The following is a 17,954-nucleotide window of genomic DNA, read 5'->3' as shown; positions in this document are numbered from 1 at the left end:
GGTGGTGCCGGCCGGACCGGTACCCCGGTAGCCATCCTCGCGCGGGCTACACCTTGAGCGCGTGCGTCGCCGTGGCCCCGCCGTCGGCGACGAACTCGGCACCCGTGCAGTACGAGCTGTCGTCGCTGGCCAGGAACGCCACCACGCCGGCGATCTCGTCCGGCCTGCCGACCCGGCCGAGCGCGACCTTCCGCCCCACCGGCGAGAGATCCGCGCCGGCACCCACGAGATCACGGATCATGCCGGTGTCGATCACACCGGGATGCACCGAGTTCACACGAATTCCCTTGCTCCCGAGTTCCAGTGCGGCCACCTTCGTCATCCCGCGAATGGCGAACTTGCTCGCCGTGTAGGCCGCCAGGAACGGCATGCCGGCGAGCCCTTCGACCGACGACAAGTTGACGATCGACCCGCCACCCGCGGCTGTCATGGGTTCAACGACCGAACGCATCCCGAGAAACGTGCCGATCTGGTTGACTTTGACCACGCGTTCGTAATCGGCCAGCGTGGTCTGCGCCAATTCGGAGAAATGGAGCAGACCCGCGTTGTTCACGAGAATGGTCAACGCGCCGAACTCCTCGACGGTGCGGGCCACCACGGCGGCCCACTCGTCCTCGTCGGTCACGTCGAGCCGCTGATACGCGGCCGCCTCCCCCAGCGCCGCCGCGGTCTCCTTGCCCTCGACGTCGTTGACGTCGGTGACCATCACCCGCGCGCCCTCGCTCACCAGACGCCGCGCGAAGGCGGCACCCTGCCCCCGCGCGGCGCCGGTGACCAGGGCCACCCTGCCCTCGAGCCTTTTCATGCACCACCTGTTTCCTCAGCCGACCGGCACGGCCGGTCACATCATCTCGTCACCCAGCGGCATCAGGACCGTCTTCAGTTCGGTGTAGGCCTCGAACGACGACTGCCCGCCCTCCCGGCCGAGCCCGGACTGCTTGAAGCCGCCGAAGGGCAGGTGCGGTTCCACCTGGAAGCCGTTGACGCCGACGGTTCCGGCGCGGACCTTCCTGGCCACGCGGAACGCTCGCTGCCCGTTGGCGGTGAACACGCTGGCGCCCAGGCCGTAGTCGGTGTCGTTGGCGAGCCGGACGGCTTCTTCCTCGTCGTCGAAGGGCACCACCGCCAGCACGGGACCGAAGATCTCCTCCTGCGCGATCGTCGAGGAGTTGTCGACGTCGGCGAAGATGGTCGGTGCGACGAAGTTGCCGCCCGCGTACTCGCCGTCGAGCCGCTCGCCGCCCGTGACGAGCCGCGCGCCTTCCGCCTTGCCCTTCTCGATGTAGCCGAGCACGCGGTCGAGCTGCTTGGCGTTGATGAGCGGGGCGGACATGACGGCGGGGTCGAATGGGTCGCCGTAGCTCACCGCGGCCGCCATGCCCTGCGCGGCGGCGATGAAGTCGTCGTAGACGCAGCGGTGCACGAGCGCCCGGGTGTTGGCCACACAGACCTGACCGGACAAGCCGAGCGTCACCGCGCCGACCGTGGTGGCCGCCGCGATGCCCACGTCGGGCGCGTCGTCGAACACGATCGCCGGGCTCTTGCCGCCGAGCTCGAGCGACACGCGTTTCATGGTGCCCGCGGAGGCCTCGACGATCCGGCTGCCGACCGCCCGGGACCCGGTGAAGCTGATCTTGTCGACGTCCGGGTGGGTGATGAGCCGCTCGCCGGTCGGGTCGCCCGGGCCGGTGACGACGTTGAGCGTGCCCTTCGGCAGTCCGGCCTCCTCCAGCAGCTCGACCATCCGCAGCACCGAGAACGTGCAATACTCCGACGGCTTGAGCACCACCGTGCAGCCCGCCGCCAGCGCGGGCGCGACCTTCTGCGCGTAGAGCAGGAACGGCGCGTTCCACGGCAGGATGGCCGCGACGACCCCGATCGGCTCGCGGAAGGTCATGGCCAGGTGGTCACCACCCTGGTAGGGGTCGAGTGTCTGCCCGCCGACCTTGTCGATCCAGCCGGCGTGGTGGTCGAAGACGTCGGCGGCCACCTCCACCGAGACGGCATAGACACCGGCACCGAAGCCGACCGGCACCGAGTTGTCGAGCGCCTGCAGCGCCCGGAGTTCCTCAGCGTGCTCGCGCAGCAGGGTGGCGTAGCGGCGCAGCACGCCGATCCTCGTCGTGGCCCGCGCGTTCGACCACTCCCCCGAGTCGAACGCCCTGCGCGCGGCGGCGACGGCGGCGTCGACGTCGGCGGCCGACGCCACCGCCAGTTCGCCGATCTCCTCGCCCGTCGCGGGATGCCGGTGCGTCCACGTGGCGCCGTCCCGGGCGGCGCCCCACTCGCCCTCGATGTAGAGCAGGCCAGGCTTGAGCCCCACCGTCTCGCGGTGCGGCTGCATGGTCAGCGTCATGAGCTCGTCTCCTCAGCGTGGGTTCAGTTCGAGCACCTCGGTGGCGGAGAACATCCGCTCCGGGTCCCGGTCGTCGAAGTAGTGGCCGATCTGCTCGTCGAGCTGGGCGAGGCTCCACAGCTCACCGTCCGCGGCGAACCTGCGTTCGACCGAGGGCGGGCTCAGCAGGGCCACCATGCCGCCGTGGACCACGAACACCTGCCCGGTGATCCGCTCGGCGGCCGGGGTGGCCAGGTACGCCACGAACGGCGCGACGTGGTCCACCGAGAGCGGGTCCACGTCCTCGGGCGCGTCCTCGCCGAACGTCGCCGCGGTCATCGCCGTCCGCGCCCGCGGGCAGATCGCGTTGGCCCGCACGCCGTACCGTCCGGCGGCCCGGGCGGTGGAGACGGTCAGCGACGTGATGCCCGCCTTGGCGGCGCCGTAGTTGGCCTGGCCCGCCGGGCCGGAGAGGAAGGCCTCCGACGACGTGTTGACGATGCGGCCGTACACCGGACCACCCTCCGCTTTGGACCGTTCCCGCCAGTGCGCGACGGCACCCCGGGACAGCAGGAAATGCCCGCGCAGGTGCACGCGGATCACGGTGTCCCAGTCCGAGTCGGAGAGGTTGAACAGCATCTTGTCCCGCACCACGCCCGCGTTGTTGACCACGACGTGCAGCCCGCCGAAGTGCTCGGTGGCGGCCGCGATGAGCGCGTCGGCGGTGGACCGCTCGCCGACGTCACCGGGTACCGCGAGCGCCTTGCCGCCGAGCGCCTCGATGGCGGCGACGGTGTCCGAGGCCGCGGCACCGAGGTCGTTGACCACCACGGCGGCGCCCTGCCGTGCGAGCGCCAGCGCCTCGGCCCGGCCGAGCCCGGCACCCGCTCCGGTGACGACGGCGACCGTGCCGTCAAGCTCGAGCGTCAATCGAAGCTCACCACCTGGCGGATCACGTCGCTACTGCCGGAGCGCAGGACGTCGAGGCCGGCGTTGAGGTCGTCGAAGCCGATGCGCTTGGAGATCATGCCGTCGAGGTCGAGCATCCCGGCGCGCCAGAACCGCAGCATGGCGGCGGTGTCGCGCTGGATGTGCGCCGACCCGTAGAGCGAGCCGAGGATCTTCTTGTCGTGCAGGAAGAGCTCCTGAGCACTGAACTGGACCATCGCGTCGGCCTTGCCGGCACCGACGACGATCACCGAACCGCCGCGGCGGACGTGGTCCCAGCCCGCGCGGATGGTGCCGGGCGAGCCGACCACGTCGAAGGCGTAGTCGAAGCCCTGAGCGGCGGTCAGCTGCTGCTTGAGCTCCTCGACGCCGTCGGGCGTGGTGGCGTGCGTGGCTCCGAACCGCCGCGCGACGTCGTGCTTGGCTTCAACCGGGTCGACGGCGACGATCGTGGTCGCACCGGCGATCCGCGCGCCCTGGATCACCGAGATGCCCACTCCGCCGCAGCCGTAGACGAGGACGGTCGAGCCGGGCTTGACCTGTGCGGTGTTGAGGACCGACCCGACGCCGGTGAGCACGCCGCACGCGATGAGGGCTGCCGTCTCGAACGGCACGTCGGGGTCCACCTTCACCGCGCCGACGGCCGGGATGACGATCTCGTCGGCGAAGGTGCCGAGTCCGGAGAGGCCGAACAGCCGGCTCTCCCCGAGCCGGAACCGCGGGACCGTGAACGCCTCGACCGCGTGCACGGCGCACAGGTTGGGCTCGCCGCGGTGACAGTCCGGGCAATTGCCGCACGGCGGCACGAACGACACGGTGACGTGGTCGCCGGGTGCGAGGTGGGCGACTCCGGGGCCGACCTCGACGATCTCGCCGGCGCCCTCGTGCCCCACGACGGCCGGGGCCATGGTGGGCAGCGTGCCGTCCATCGCGGAGACGTCGCTGTGGCAGATGCCGGAGGCCATGATCTTGATCCGCACCTCGCCGGGACCGACGTCGATGGTGCTCACGTCATCAGGCAGGTCGAGCTTGTCACTCCCGATCTCGTGCAGAACGGCCGCTCTCACGTGCTGCCTCCTCGCTGAAGCCTGATCGGGCCTCCCAGCCCGCGCCGACGTCCAGAGAATAGAATTTGTTCTCGATCGTGGCAAGGCTGATCTTCTCGGGATATTCCGTCGTCAACAGCGTCTTTGCTGACATGGCATCGTCAATACCGGAACACGTTCTACCGAAATCGTCGCGCGCGGCCGCCACAAAGTAGAACTTGTTCTACACTACGCCGGGCAGAGCCGGCACTACGTCCAACGGCGGAGGAGGAGGATCGGATGCGCATCGCCCACACACCCGAGCAGGAGGAGCTGCGCACCCGGCTCCGCGGCTACTTCGCCGAGCTGATGACGCCCGAGCGGCGGGAGGGGCTCGCGACCGAGGGCGGCGAGTACGGCGACGGCACCGCGTACAAGGAGATCGTGCGGCAGCTCGGCCGCGACGGCTGGCTGGCGCTGGGCTGGCCGAAGGCCTACGGCGGGCAGGAACGGTCGATGCTCGACCAGCTCGTGTTCACCGACGAGGCCGCCGTCGCCGGCGTGCCGGTGCCGTTCCTGACCATCAACACCATCGGCCCGACGATCATGCGGTACGGCACCGAGGAGCAGAAGGCCTACTACCTGCCCCGTATCGCGGCCGGCGAGCTGCACTTCTCCATCGGCTACTCCGAACCGGAGGCGGGCACCGACCTCGCGGCCCTGCGCACGCGCGCGGTCCGCGACGGAGACTCCTACGTCATCAACGGCCAGAAGATGTGGACCAGCCTCATCGAATACGCCGACTACGTGTGGCTGGCCGCGCGCACCGACCCCGACGCACCCCGGCACAAGGGCATCAGCGTGCTGGTGGTGCCGACCACCGCGGACGGCTTCTCGTGGACCAAGGTGCGCACGGTCGCCGGCCCCGGCACGAGCGCGACCTACTACTCCGACGTCCGCGTGCCCGTGAGTGCGCGGATCGCCGAGGAGAACGCCGGCTGGCCGCTCATCACCAACCAGCTCAACCACGAGCGCGTGGCGCTGACCTCCGCGGCCCCGCTGGCGGCCGCGCTCGACGCCGTGCTGGACTGGGCCCGCGAGACGAAACGGCCGGACGGCAGCCGCGTCATCGACGCCGAGTGGGTGCGGATGCACCTGGCCCGCGTGCACGCCCACACCGAGTACCTCAAGCTGCGGAACTGGAAGATCGCCTGGGGCGCCGCGCAGAACGAGCTCGGCCCCGGGGACGCCTCGGCGACCAAGGTGTTCGGCACGGAACTCGCCACGGAGGCCTACCGGCTGTTGATGGAGGTGCTGGGCGCCGGCGGCATCGTGCGCGACGGCTCGCCCGGCGCCGTGCTGCGCGGCCGGATCGAGCGGGCGCACCGGGCCGCGCTCATCCTCACCTTCGGCGGCGGCACCAATGAGATCCAGCGCGACCTGATCGCCGCGACCGAACTCGGCCTGCCCGTCACCCGCTGAGTCGCACGGAGGCACCCATGGACTTCACCCTTACCGAAGCACAGCGTGACCTGGCCGGCCTGACGCGCCGGATCGCGGGCGAGCACGTGTCGGACAACCCGCCCGGGCCGGCGGGCACCGCGGGTGTCGACCGATCACTGTGGACGAAACTCGCGAGCGCCGGGATCCTGGACGCCGCACTGCCCTCCGCGGTGGGCGGCGGCGGATTCGGCCTGCTCGAGCAGTGTTCGGTGCTCATCGAACTGGGCCGCACGACCGCGCCCGTGCCGTACCTGCCGACGATCACGATGGCGGCCTCCGCGCTCGCCGAGTTCGGCACCGGCGAGCTCCTCGAACGGTGGCTGGTGCCGATCGTGCGCGGCTCCCGGATCGTCACCGTGGCCCTCGCCGACACGGGATCGCCTGCCGGGTTCACCGCCGAACGGGACGGCGCGGGCTGGCGGCTGTCGGGCGCGCAGACGGCGGTGCCGTTCGCCGCGTTCGACGGTGAACCCGGCGGCCTGCTCATCGAGGCCGCCTCGCCCGAGGGCGAGGTGCTCGCCCTCGTCGACGCCGACACCGCGGGCCTGGCGATCTCCCGGCAGCAGGTGGTCGACCACGCCGACGCGGCACTCGTGGAGGCCACCGACGTCCGGGTGGCCGCGGTCCTCGACCCGCCCGCCACGCGGTGGCTGCGCCTGCGCGGCACCCTCGGGGTCTGCGCCCAGCAGCTCGGCGTGCTGGAGCGGGCGCTCGAGCTCACGGCGGGCTACGCGCGCGAGCGCACCCAGTTCGGGCAGGTCATCGGCGCCTTCCAGGCGGTGCGGCATCGGCTGGCCGACGCCTACGTCGACGTCGAGGCCGTACGGCTGACCCTCTGGCAGGCCGCGTGGCGGCTGGCCGAGGGCGATCAGGCCGCCGATGCCGCCGTCGCCACGGCCAAGTACTGGGCGGCCGAGGCAGGCCACCGCGTCGCGCACACCGCCGTGCACCTGCACGGTGGTGTCGGCATCGACGTCGAGCACCCCGTACACCGGTACTTCGTGGCGGCCAAGCGGCACGAGTTCACCCTCGGCGGGGCGACCGCGCAACTACGCAGGCTCGGAGACGTCCTCGCATGAGTGGCGTGCCGACCGTCACCGAGTTGCTGCTGGCCCGGCGGGACGATCCCGGCACGGGCCTGAAGTTCGAGGACCGCACGTGGCCCTGGGCGGACTGCGTCCGCGAGTCGGCGGTGCGGGCCGCGCTGCTGACGTCGCTGCTCGACCCCGCCGCCGTGCCCCACGTCGGGATACTCGCCGACAACGTGCCGGAGTTCTCGTTGCTGCTCGGCGGCGCGGCGCTGTCCGGCACCGTGCTCGTGGGACTCAACACGACGCGACGGGGCGCGGCACTCGCCAGGGACATCCGGATCTCCGACTGTCGGCTCGTGCTGGCCGAGTCGGCCTACCTGCCGCTGGTGGCCGAGACCGACGTACCCGTGATCGACCTCGACGGTCCGGAGTGGACGGCACTGCTCGACGCGCACCAGGATGCACCCGTGCGTGCCGTACGCGCGACGCCGCAGGATCTGCTGATGCTCATCTTCACCTCGGGCACCAGCGGCGATCCCAAGGCGGTGCGCTGCACACACGGCAAGATCGCCTTTCCCGGCAGAATGCTCGCGGACCGGTTCGGACTGTCCGGATCGGACACCGTGTATGTCAGCATGCCGATGTTCCACTCCAACGCGATCATGGCGGGCTGGTCCGTGGGGCTCGCCGCGGGCGCCGCGATCGCGCTGCGTCGCCGGTTCTCCGCGAGCGGGTTCCTCGCCGACGTCCGCCGCTTCGGTGCGACCTACGCGAACTACGTCGGCAAGCCACTGTCCTATGTCGTCGCCACACCACGCCGGGACGACGACGCCGACAATCCGCTGCGGGTGGTCTACGGCAACGAGGGCGCCGAGGCCGATCTCGCCGAGTTCGGTGCGCGCTTCGGCTGTCACGTCGTCGACGCCTTCGGCTCCACCGAGGGCGGCATCGGCATCGTCCGTACCCCCGACTCACCGCCCGGCTCGCTCGGCAGGCTCACCGACGAGGTCCGGATCCTGCACCCGGACACCGGCGAACCGTGCCCGCCCGCCGAGTTCGCACCGGACGGAAGTCTGCTCAACGCCGCCGAGGCGGTCGGTGAGCTCGTCAACATGGCCGGGCCCGGCTGGTTCGCCGGGTACTACAACGATCCGGACGCCGACGCCGACCGGCTGCGGCACGGGCGGTACCACACCGGCGACCTCGCCTACTCCGACGCCGGGGGCTACGCCTATTTCGCCGGGCGCAGCAGCGACTGGCTGCGGGTGGACGGCGAGAACCTCGGTACCGCGCCGATCGAGCGGATCCTGCTGCGGCATCCCCGGGTCGCCGAGGCCGTGGTGTACGCGGTGCCCGACCGTGTCGGTGACCAGGTCATGGCGGCGCTCGTGCCCGAGGCCGGCGCGACGCTGGATCCAGCGGAGTTCGGCGACTTCCTCGCCCGTCAGGCCGACCTGGGCCCGAAGCAGCTGCCCCGCTACCTCCGCATCACGGCCGAGCTGCCGAAGACGGCGACGTTCAAGGTCGTCAAACGCACACTGGCCGCCGAGCGGTGGGACTGCCGAGACCCGGTCTGGCGCCGCCGCGACACGGGTACCGGGTACGAACTCGTCTCCGCGAAGGACGACGTGCCCCGCCGGTGAAGCCGCATCGCCGTGTCTGCCACCCGCGTCGCCGTGTGCGCCACCCGCGTCGCCGTGTGCGCCACCCGCGTCGCCGTGTGCGCCTCCGGGGTGGGCGTGCGGGTGTCAGTCGACGTACGCGTTGATCTGCCGCAGCCGCCGGGGACCGGTGTCCGGGCGGGACGGGGGTGGGCCGAGCACGATCCTGGCGTTGGTCACGAACACGCCCTCGGGCGAGGCGAGCACCGGGTCCAGCGTCAGTGAACGCACCTCCGGGTTGTCCTCGGCCAACGCCGCGACGCGAAGCACAAGGTCCTGCAGGGCCGCGAGATCGGCGGGCTCGTCGCCCCGGTACCCGGTGAGCAGCGGCGCCGTCTTCGGCTCGCGCACGAGCGTCGCAGCGTCCACATCGGTCAACGGAACCGCCCGGAACGCCTGGTCGCCGAGCAGCTTGCTGACCACACCGGACAGTCCGAAGGAGACGAGCGTGCCGAACGACGGGTCGTCCTGCAGCCCGATCACACACGACAACCCCTTCGGCGCCATGCGCTGCACGTACACCTGGTCCGCACCCGACACCTCACGCAGATCCCGGTAGCTCGTCCGCACCGAATCCTCGGAGGTCAGGTCGAGCCGCACGCCCGCGAGGTCCGGCCTGCCCCTTAGCCGGTCGTCGTAGGCCTTCAACGTCACCGGGTAGCCCAGCTCCGCGGCGGCGGCCGCGGCCTTGTCCTCGCTCGCGACCACGCGGAACGGCACCACATCGATGCCGTAACACCGCAGCAGCCGCACGAGCTCGTCGTCGGAGAGCCGGTGGCTCTCGCCTTGCCGGAACAGCTCGCGCACCATGCCCTGCGCCTGCTCGGTGTGGATACCGCCCGGGCGCACGATCGTGCCCTGCGGCCGCTGTCGCCACGCGGCGTAGCGCACGACGCGGGCGAGCGCGTTGACGGCCCGTTCCGGGCTCGGGTAGCTGGGGATGGAGCCGAACACCGGCTCCCCGTCCTTGCCCAGCACCGCGAGCTCCGCGGGCACCCCTTCGGCGGCGAGGAACGTGGACACGATGGGCTTCTCCGGCGTGCGGCCCCGCGCCTGCACGGTTTCCCGCAGTGCCCGCGCGTACGCCGTGCCCGGGATCGCGACCGGCGGGGCGAACACCGCGACCAGCGCGTCGACCTCGGGCGAGTCGAGCGCCTCCCCCACGGCCTTGGCGAACTCCTCGGGCGGTGCCTGGGGGCCGATGTCGACCGGTTCGATGCCGAGTCGCAGGCCCTGGGCCCGCGCCGTGTCGGCCGCGAGCAAGCCGATCGCACTGGAGTTGCCGACGATGCCGATGCGCGCGCCGGCGGGCAACGGCTGGTGCGCGAACACCAGCGCCGTGTCGAACAGCTGCGCCAGCGAGTCCACCCGCACCACACCGGCCTGCTCGAACAGTGCCTGCACGCTCGACTCGTCGATCTCGGTCGAGGTCGCGGCCAGCTGCGGGCGTACCGCGTGCCGGCCGGACTTCACCGCGACGATCGGCTTGCTGCGCGCGAGCCTGCGGGCCAGCCGCGCGAACTTGCGGGGGTTGCCGAACGACTCCAGATACAGCAGGACGACGTCGGTGTTCGGATCGGTCTCCCAGTACTGCAGGATGTCGTTGCCGGACACGTCGGCGCGGTTGCCCGCGGAGACGAATGTGGACAGTCCGAGCCCGCGCGCCTCGGCGTCGGCCAGGATGGCGGTGCCGAGCGCGCCGGACTGGCAGAAGAACCCGGTGCGGCCGCGCTTCGGCAGCCTGGGCGCGAGCGTCGCGTTGAGCCGCACGCCCGGATCGGTGTTGATGACGCCGAGCGCGTTGGGTCCCACGACCCGCATGCCGTGCGCCCTGGCCTCGCCGACCAGCCGCAGCTCGGCATGCAACCCGTGCGGCCCCGCCTCCGCGAAGCCTGCCGACACGATGACGAGCGTCTTCACCCCTTTGGCGAGCGCGCCGTCGAGCACCGCCTCGACCTGGTCGGCGGGCACGGCCACGACCGCCAGGTCCACCGGGTCGGGGATCTCGAGCACGGACTTGTAGGCACGCACCCCGCGCACGGACGCGTGCTCGGGGTTGACCGGGTAGACCGGTCCGGAGAAGTCGGCGGCCAGCAGGTTGGTCAGCACCGCGTAGCCGATCTTCGTGGGATCGGTCGAGGCCCCGATCACGGCGACCGAGCGCGGGTGCAGCAGGTTGTGGACGCTGCGGGCCTCGGCGGCCTGCTCGCGGGCCCGCGCGACGGCGAGGGACTCCTCGGTCGGGTCGATGTCGAACTCGAGGTGCACGACACCTTCCTCGAACGCCCGGCTCACCTGGTATCCCGCGTCGCGGAACACCCGCACCATGGTCGCGTTCTCCGCGAGCACCTCGGCCACGAACCGGCGCAGCCCGCATTCCCGGGCCGCCGCCGCCAGATGCTCGAGCAGGATCGAGCCCAGCCCACGCCCCTGGTGGGCGTCGTCGACCACGAACGCGACCTCGGCCGAGTCGGCGTCGAGCCGTTCGTAGCGCCCGACCGCCACCACGTCGTCACCGAGCAGCGCGACGAAGGCCACCCGGTCGTGGTGGTCGACCGTGGAGAATCGCTCGAGGTCACGCGCCGGAATCCGCGGGTAGGCGCCGAAGTAGCGCAGGTACCGGGTGCGGTCCGAGAGCCGGGCGTGCAGCGCGACGAGCTTGTCGGCGTCGGTCGGCACGATGGGTCGCACGTGGACGGTCCCGCCGTCCGAGAGGACGACGTCGGCCTCCCACTGCCGGGGGTAGTCGAACGGGTCGCGGGTGCCTTCTCCGGTCGTGCCTGTCATCGGTCGTGTCAGTCCCTCGGATCGTCGGGATCCAGGCCGTGCAGCGGGAAGACCGCACGGCGCGTGTCGCGGATCGCGATGTCGACGGCGTCGTCGAGCCCGTCTCCCCATGGCGAGTAGCCGGTGTCGCCACCGTCGGACATGGTGAGCGGCAGGTCCGCGTGCGGCGCCACCTCACGCACCATGTCGGTCCAGGCGGCCGGCAGCGGGGTGTCGGGGTCGATGTCGCGGTCGAGCACGGTGGCGATCAGGTGTGTCCACGAACGCGGTACCACTCGCAGGAGCTGGTAGCCGCCACCGCCGACGGCGAGCCAGCGCCCCTCGGTGTGGGTGTCGGCGAGCCGGCGCAGCTCCCGGTAGATGGTGCGGTGCCCGTCGACGGTGAGCGACAGGTCGGCCAGCGGGTCCTCCTCGTGCGAGTCGACGCCGCACTGGGTGACGAGAACCTGCGGCCGGAACTCGGCGAGCAGTGAGGGGACCACCGCGTGGAAGGCCCGCAGCCAGCCGGAGTCCTTGGTGCGCGGCGGCAGCGGAACGTTCACGACACTGCCCTCGGCGCCGTCCGTACCGATCTCGCCCGAGTACCCGGTGCCGGGGAACAGCGTGAACGGATGCTGGTGCAGCGACACGGTCAGCACCCGCGGATCGCCGAGGAAGGCCGCCTGCACTCCGTCGCCGTGGTGGACGTCGGTGTCGACGTAGGCGATGCGGTCGTACCCGTGGTCGAGCAGCCAGGAGATGGCGACGGCACAGTCGTTGTAGATGCAGAAACCGGAGGCGCGGTCGCGCATCGCGTGATGAAGGCCGCCCGCGATGTTCACCACCCGGCGTGCCCTGCCCTCGGCGATGCACTGCGCCCCCAGAAGGCTGGAGCCGACCACGAGCGACGCCGCGTCGTGCATGTCGGTGAAGATCGGGTTGTCGTCGCTGCCCAGTCCGTGGCCGACGTCCCAGCTCGCCATCGGCGCCTGCTTCACGGCCTCCAGGTAGTCGGCGGAGTGGGCGCGGTAGAGGTCCTTCTCGGTAGCCGGCTCGGGGCAGAGCACCGGCACGTCGTCGAGTATCCCCAGCGCGGTGGCCAGCCGGATGGTGAGGTGCAGCCGGACGGGGTTGAACGGATGCTCCCCGCCCAGGTCGTAGGCCAGCAGTGCGGGATCCCAGACGACGGCGGAGGGCGACATGCGCTGAGCCTAAGCCGTGACGGCAGCCACGCGCGAGCGCATCGCGCGTGGCTGCCTCGGCACGGCCGGCGCGGCGCGTGGTGGGAGGTATCCCGCGGCGCCGTCTCCTCGCCGACGCAGCTGCCCTCCGGTCCGGCCCCGGCTCCAGGCACCCACTCGAACGTGCCCGCGAGCCCCGCCGGTGTCGTCACGCACCGTGACGGGCTGCGCGGACCCGCTGCGGCTCCTCGTCCGCATCTCCGGAACCGAACGGGTCAGCCGGGCTCGTCGCCGGTGGCCGCCGGGCGAGCGGGGTCGGCCGACCAGTGCGACCACGAGCCCGCGTACAGCGCGGCCGGCTCGGGCCTGCCCGCGATCTCCCGAGCCAGCACGATCGAGCAGGCGTTGATCCCGGATCCGCAGTACGCGCCGGCAGGCACCTCGTCGGCGACGCCCAGCGCCGCGAAGTGCTCCCGCAACTCCTCGGGGCTGCGCCAGCGCCGGTCCGGCCCGACCTGCGAGCTGAACGGCGCGTTGCGGGCGCCCGGAACGTGTCCGGCCCGAGGGTCGACGGGTTCCCGCTCCCCGGTGTAACGCTCATGCGCGCGGGCGTCGAGGAGCACGCCCTCCCGCGCGAGCGCGGCGGCGCCGTCGGCGTCCACCACGGGCAGGTGACCGGGCCGTACCTCGATGTCACCCTCGGCGGGCTCGGCGGGTTCGGTGCTCAACGACCTGCCCTCGGCCTGCCAGGCGGCGATGCCGCCGTCGAGCACGGCGACCTCGGCGTGACCGGCCCAGCGCAGCAGCCACCAGGCCCGCGCGGCGACGGACGAGTCACCGTCGTCGTAGGCGACCACCGGGTGTCCGGCGCGGACGCCTGCCCGGCGCAGCACACGCTCCAGGTCGGCGGGATCGGGCAGCGGGTGCCGGCCATCGGGTCCGGGCGGACCGGAGAGTTCGGTGTCGAGGTCGACGAACACCGCACCCGGGATGTGCCCTTCGCGATAAGACTCGGCGCCGGGCGGGCCGGCGAGGCGCCACCGGACGTCGAGCAGGGCGGGGCGGCCTTCGGCAGGACCGTCGAGCCGCTCGGCCAGCTCACCGGTGCTCATCACGGGACTGAATCGACGCATTCGTTCATCCTCCCTGGGAGGTTCCGGTCACACACATGGAACACCCCGAGCCCGCCCGCTGTTCGTTCCTGATCGCCTGCCGTATCTGTCCGGGCCAACGACTACCATGAGCAATGCGAACAAAGGGGACAGGCGTGAACGATCTCATCGACACCACCGAGATGTACTTGCGCACCATCTTCGAGCTTGAGGAGGAGGGTGTCGTCCCGCTTCGCGCCCGGATCGCGGAGCGGCTTCAGCAGAGCGGCCCCACCGTGAGCCAGACGGTGGCCCGCATGGAGCGCGACGGTCTGGTGGTGGTTGCCGACGACCGGCACCTGCAACTGACCGACCACGGCCGCGAGCTTGCCATCGCGGTGATGCGCAAGCACCGGCTCGCCGAACGGCTTCTCGTCGACGTCATCGGTCTGGAGTGGGAACACGTGCACAGCGAGGCATGTCGCTGGGAGCACGTGATGAGCGAAGCTGTCGAGCGCAAGCTCGTGCAGTTGCTCGACCACCCGACCACGTCTCCGTACGGCAATCCGATTCCGGGACTGGACAAACTGGGCGAGGGCGAGCCCGCCCCTCCGGCCGAGGCCGACCTGGTGCGCCTGGACGAGGTGGCGCGCTCGGGCGGCGGCAAGGTGGAGATCCGCCGCATCGCCGAGCACGTCCAGCGGGACGAGAGCCTGATGACGAAGCTGAAGTCGGTCGGCATCGTGCCGGGCCGCACGGTGCGTGTGGGCACAATCAACGGCGGTTCCGCCGTCGAGGTGTCCGACGACACGCATTCCGACACCGTGGCGACGTCTGTGCTGCACGCCGTGCTGGCACAGGCCCGGTGACCGCTGCCAAGACTGCCGACCGCGCGTTCCGGTCGGTGCACGACCGCGCCCCCGAGGGGGTGTGGTCCGCGCCCGGCCGCGTCAACCTGATCGGCGAGCACACCGACTACAACGACGGCTTCGTCTTGCCGTTCGCACTGCCCCATCGGCTGGCCTGCGCGGCCGCGCCCCGCGAGGACACCATCCTCACGATGGCGACCGTGGGCTCCGACGGCAGGATCCAGCAGGCCGAGCCCGTCGACATCACCACGCTGCGACCCGGGTTCCCGGACGGGTGGGCCGCCTACCCGTCCGGGGTCGCCTGGGTGCTGCGCGAGCACGGCATCGACCGCGGCGCCGACCTCGTCGTCGCCGGCGACGTGCCCACCGGCGCCGGCCTGTCGTCGTCGGCGGCCATCGAGTGCGCGGTGGCCATGGCGCTGCTGGGGCTCGCCGGCGAGGACTCGCCCGACGCCGCCCGCCGCGCCGAGATCGCCCGCTGGGCGCAGCGCGCCGAGAACGAGTTCGTCGGCGTTCCGACCGGCGTGCTCGACCAGACGGCGTCGATGTGCTGCGTCGAGGGGCACGTGCTGTTCCTCGACGTGCGCTCCGGTCAGGCCGAGCAGGTGCCGTTCAACGCGGCGGGGGCCGGCCTGTGCGTGCTGGTCATCGACACGCGCGTCAAGCACTCGCTCGGCGGGTCCGGCTACGGCGACCGGCGGCGTGGGACGGAGAAGGCCGCCGAACTGCTCGGCGTCCGCGCCCTGCGGGACATCACACCGGAGGAGTTGCCGTCCGCGCTCGACCGCCTGCCTGCCGACCTCGCCCCGCTCGCCCGGCACGTCGTGACCGAGAACGCCCGCGTGCTCGAGGCCGTGGGGCACCTCCGCGAAGGCCGCATCGCCGACATCGGCCCGCTGCTGGGCGCATCCCACGCCAGCATGCGGGACGACTACCGCATCTCCTGCGCCGAGCTCGACCTCGCCGTCGACACGGCCCGGGACGCAGGCGCCCTGGGCGCTCGCATGACCGGCGGAGGCTTCGGCGGCTCGGCGATCGCCCTGATCCGCGAGTCCGACCGGCACGCGGTCGAGGTGGCCGTGACCACCGCGTTCGACGCGGCCGGCTTCCGCGAGCCGCGGCTGTTCGTCGCCGTGCCGTCGGCCGGGGCGGCCCGCGACTACCCCTGACCCAGCCCTGTCTCCGGGCGCTCGGGCATCTGGTGCACACTGTCGTCGTCACGACAGCCGTTACCGTCCCGAGACAGCGTCCGGAGACCAGCGGCACCGTCGGCACAACAGCTTGAGCACACAGGCCGCGCTCGCCGCCGTTGCCACCCGGCCCGGCCCCGGCGTGCACGGTCCCGACCAGGAAGGCCCGGAGTAATGCCCACCGACACGGCAAAGCCCAGCACGCCGAGGAAGCTGGTGGTCACGGGTGGCGCCGGCTACATCGGGAGCGTATGCGCCGCGCGGCTGGTGGAGGCCGGGCACGACGTCACCGTGATCGACGACCTGTCCACCGGCCACGCCGACGCCGTCCCCGAGGGCGCCCAGTTCATCCAGGGCGACGCCGCCGAGGTCGCGCAGACCCTGCTCGGCGAAGGCTTCGACGGCGTGCTCCACTTCGCGGCCAAGTCGCTCGTGGGCGAGTCCATGCAGGACCCGGGCACCTACTGGCGCGGCAACGTGCTCACCTCCCTCCGGCTGCTCGACGCGATGCGCACGCACAACACGCCGCGCCTGGTGTTCTCGTCCACGGCGGCCACCTACGGCGAACCCGAGGTCAGTCCGATCCCGGAAACGGCGCCCACCGGACCCACCAACACCTACGGCGCCACCAAACTCGCCATCGACCACGCGATCAGCAGCTACGCCCGGGCACACGGGCTCGCCGCGGTGAGCCTGCGGTACTTCAACGTCGCGGGCGCGTACGGCCGCTACGGCGAACGGCACACCACCGAAACCCACCTGATCCCGTTGGTGCTGCAGGTGGCCACCGGCGACCGCGCGCAGGTGCAGATCTACGGTGACGACTACCCGACGGCCGACGGCACCGCGATCCGGGACTACATCCACGTGACCGACCTCGCCGACGCGCACCTGCTTGCGCTCGAACACGCCCGGGCAGGCGAGCACGAGATCTACAACCTGGGCAACGGCACCGGATTCTCCGTGCGCCAGGTGATCGAGGCGTGTCGTGAGGTCACCGGTCACCCGATCCCGGCCACGGTCGCGCAGCGGCGTGCCGGCGATCCCGCGGTTCTCGTCGCCTCCAGCGAGCGGGCACGCACCCGGCTCGGTTGGAAACCCGAGCGCCCGGACCTGACGACGATGGTCGCGGACGCGTGGCGCTTCACGCAGGAGCGGCGGGCCGCCCGCTCCTAACCGGCGGGCCCGCGTTCCTCGCGCGGCCACAGCGGCGAGTCGTCGCAGGTCGCGCCGAGCCGGGCGAGCTTGGCGGGCGGCGTCGAATGCGCCAGTGCCTGCTTCAGCAGGCCGGCGAGCACGTGGCCAGGGTGGGCGTCGAGCGCGTTCGTCACCGCCATGCCGGCGAGCGGTCCGTCACCCCGGACGTAGGCGGAGTAGGCGAGCAGGGTCGCGACCTCGGCTCGTTCCGGTGCGGGTGTCGCGCGCACCAGGGTGAGCCACAGGCGTTCCGCGGTGACCGCTCTCGGCCCTCCGGGCGGCAACGCCGTTGCCAGGCATGCGTCGCGAACCTCCGTCCGGCTCAGCGCCCGGGCCAGCTCGACGACCTCACGGTCGGAGAACACCGGTTCTCCTCGCGCGACCTTCCCGAGTGCCGCGCCGACGACCGCGAACGCAGCGCCGGGTTGCAGACCGTCCTCGGCGTCCGCGGCGAGTTCCAGCAACGCGGCCCGGCGGGCCAGGGCGGCGGGATCGTCGGCATCGAGCTGCCGTTGCATCGCCTCCCGGCTGCTGTAGGTCACCAGACCGGCGTGCGCCGTCACCGCGGCCAGCACCGACGAACCCGGATCGGGCAGCTCTCCGTGGCAGCCCGCGTCGTCGTAGCAGAGCCAGCGGGCGCCCGGCCGGATCTCCGGTGTCCAGAGGGCGTGGAGCACGGCGAGACCCGCGTCGGCGACGGCGTCCGGGAGGTCCCTCCGGGGCGGCAACGGGCCGGGTGGCGACTCCTCGCCGCCGACGACGATCACGGTGACGCCCGTGGTATCGCCGGCGAGCAGCGGTGTCCGCAGTGTCCACGCGAGACTCGCGGCGTCCGCAGGCGGCGGCAGGTCGGCGCGCAGCACGTGTCCGACGCGGTCGCCCGCCGTGCCGCGGTGCGCGACGAGCAGCAGCGAGTGCGAGGGCCGGAAGCCCAGCAGGTGCGGGACGGCGGCGATCAGCTGTCCCGGTGAGCGGAGATCGACGGTGGTGGCGCCAGTCGTGGAGGAAGTGGTCATGACTCCACGATGCGCTGGGGAGGCGGGATCGGACGTGGGTGAGGGAAATCTGTGGACAGAGTGGTCCGAGGTGGACAACTCGGGAGGATGCGGCCGGGAGAGCGCGGAAGTGTCGGTGGTGTGGGCTACGCTCTCCAGCCC

At 71.8% G+C, this 17,954-nt stretch carries 15 protein-coding genes; 6 read left to right on the top strand and 9 right to left on the bottom strand.

Features of this window, described 5'->3' with window-relative positions; translation table 11 throughout:
• Window positions 1-46 precede the first annotated feature (46 nt).
• Genes ACFSZT_RS13565 through ACFSZT_RS13545 form a run of 5 tightly spaced genes read right to left on the bottom strand, consistent with a single transcriptional unit; the run spans window position 47 to window position 4,537 of the window.
• A complete protein-coding gene (locus tag ACFSZT_RS13565) occupies window positions 47-805 on the bottom strand; it encodes a glucose 1-dehydrogenase (protein WP_377388143.1) in 759 nt (252 codons plus the stop codon).
• A 36-nt stretch (window positions 806-841) separates the two neighbouring features.
• The gene (locus ACFSZT_RS13560; RefSeq protein ID WP_377478246.1) at window positions 842-2,356 is read right to left on the bottom strand and encodes an aldehyde dehydrogenase family protein; all 1,515 of its coding nucleotides are present in this window, start codon (window positions 2,354-2,356) and stop codon (window positions 842-844) included.
• Between the two features lie 12 nt (window positions 2,357-2,368).
• A complete protein-coding gene (locus ACFSZT_RS13555) occupies window positions 2,369-3,265 on the bottom strand; it encodes a 3-oxoacyl-ACP reductase (protein WP_377388139.1) in 897 nt (298 codons plus the stop codon).
• Window positions 3,262-4,350, bottom strand: a complete 1,089-nt coding sequence (locus ACFSZT_RS13550; RefSeq protein ID WP_377388137.1) for a Zn-dependent alcohol dehydrogenase — start codon at window positions 4,348-4,350, stop codon at window positions 3,262-3,264. Before ACFSZT_RS13550 ends, ACFSZT_RS13555 begins: the two co-directional genes overlap by 4 nt.
• A complete protein-coding gene (locus tag ACFSZT_RS13545) occupies window positions 4,316-4,537 on the bottom strand; it encodes a hypothetical protein (protein WP_377388135.1) in 222 nt (73 codons plus the stop codon). The genes ACFSZT_RS13550 and ACFSZT_RS13545 overlap by 35 nt, the downstream gene beginning before the upstream one ends.
• Window positions 4,538-4,608: 71 nt before the next feature.
• Between ACFSZT_RS13545 and ACFSZT_RS13540 the strand changes: the two genes are divergently transcribed.
• Genes ACFSZT_RS13540 through ACFSZT_RS13530 form a run of 3 tightly spaced genes read left to right on the top strand, consistent with a single transcriptional unit; the run spans window position 4,609 to window position 8,485 of the window.
• The gene (locus ACFSZT_RS13540; RefSeq protein WP_377388133.1) at window positions 4,609-5,790 is read left to right on the top strand and encodes an acyl-CoA dehydrogenase family protein; all 1,182 of its coding nucleotides are present in this window, start codon (window positions 4,609-4,611) and stop codon (window positions 5,788-5,790) included.
• 17 nt (window positions 5,791-5,807) lie between these two features.
• Complete coding sequence (locus ACFSZT_RS13535) at window positions 5,808-6,890, top strand: acyl-CoA dehydrogenase family protein (protein WP_377388131.1); 1,083 nt, start codon at window positions 5,808-5,810, stop codon at window positions 6,888-6,890.
• Window positions 6,887-8,485 (top strand): long-chain-fatty-acid--CoA ligase, encoded by a 1,599-nt coding sequence (locus tag ACFSZT_RS13530; RefSeq protein ID WP_377388129.1) that lies wholly within the window; start codon window positions 6,887-6,889, stop codon window positions 8,483-8,485. Before ACFSZT_RS13535 ends, ACFSZT_RS13530 begins: the two co-directional genes overlap by 4 nt.
• 105 nt (window positions 8,486-8,590) lie before the next feature.
• Here ACFSZT_RS13530 and ACFSZT_RS13525 read toward each other — a convergent pair whose 3' ends face one another.
• The 3 genes from ACFSZT_RS13525 to ACFSZT_RS13515 form a co-directional block, all read right to left on the bottom strand.
• Window positions 8,591-11,290, bottom strand: a complete 2,700-nt coding sequence (locus tag ACFSZT_RS13525) for a bifunctional acetate--CoA ligase family protein/GNAT family N-acetyltransferase (RefSeq protein ID WP_377388127.1) — start codon at window positions 11,288-11,290, stop codon at window positions 8,591-8,593.
• Window positions 11,291-11,298: 8 nt separating this feature from the next.
• Window positions 11,299-12,471, bottom strand: a complete 1,173-nt coding sequence (locus tag ACFSZT_RS13520) for an acetoin utilization protein AcuC (RefSeq protein ID WP_377388126.1) — start codon at window positions 12,469-12,471, stop codon at window positions 11,299-11,301.
• Between the two features lie 254 nt (window positions 12,472-12,725).
• Window positions 12,726-13,562: a sulfurtransferase gene (locus ACFSZT_RS13515; RefSeq protein ID WP_377388124.1), complete on the bottom strand. Its 837-nt coding sequence runs from the start codon at window positions 13,560-13,562 to the stop codon at window positions 12,726-12,728.
• 155 nt (window positions 13,563-13,717) lie between these two features.
• On the opposite strand from ACFSZT_RS13515, the gene ACFSZT_RS13510 reads away from it, so the two are divergent.
• From ACFSZT_RS13510 to galE, 3 genes are all read left to right on the top strand, one after another.
• Window positions 13,718-14,410: a metal-dependent transcriptional regulator gene (locus ACFSZT_RS13510; RefSeq protein ID WP_377388122.1), complete on the top strand. Its 693-nt coding sequence runs from the start codon at window positions 13,718-13,720 to the stop codon at window positions 14,408-14,410.
• Window positions 14,407-15,579, top strand: a complete 1,173-nt coding sequence (gene galK / locus ACFSZT_RS13505) for a galactokinase (RefSeq protein WP_377388120.1) — start codon at window positions 14,407-14,409, stop codon at window positions 15,577-15,579. The genes ACFSZT_RS13510 and galK overlap by 4 nt, the downstream gene beginning before the upstream one ends.
• Window positions 15,580-15,774: 195 nt before the next feature.
• Window positions 15,775-16,776, top strand: coding sequence for a UDP-glucose 4-epimerase GalE (gene galE, locus ACFSZT_RS13500; RefSeq protein ID WP_377388118.1), 1,002 nt, complete (start codon window positions 15,775-15,777; stop codon window positions 16,774-16,776).
• On the opposite strand, the gene ACFSZT_RS13495 is transcribed toward galE, so the two are convergent.
• Window positions 16,773-17,813 (bottom strand): DUF4192 domain-containing protein, encoded by a 1,041-nt coding sequence (locus ACFSZT_RS13495; RefSeq protein WP_377388116.1) that lies wholly within the window; start codon window positions 17,811-17,813, stop codon window positions 16,773-16,775. The genes galE and ACFSZT_RS13495 overlap by 4 nt on opposite strands.
• Window positions 17,814-17,954 lie beyond the last annotated feature (141 nt).

The sequence above is a fragment of the Prauserella oleivorans genome, assembly GCF_042685745.1.
In the GTDB taxonomy this organism is placed as follows: domain Bacteria; phylum Actinomycetota; class Actinomycetes; order Mycobacteriales; family Pseudonocardiaceae; genus Prauserella_A; species Prauserella_A oleivorans.
This window is presented reverse-complemented; position numbering and strand designations above follow the sequence as displayed.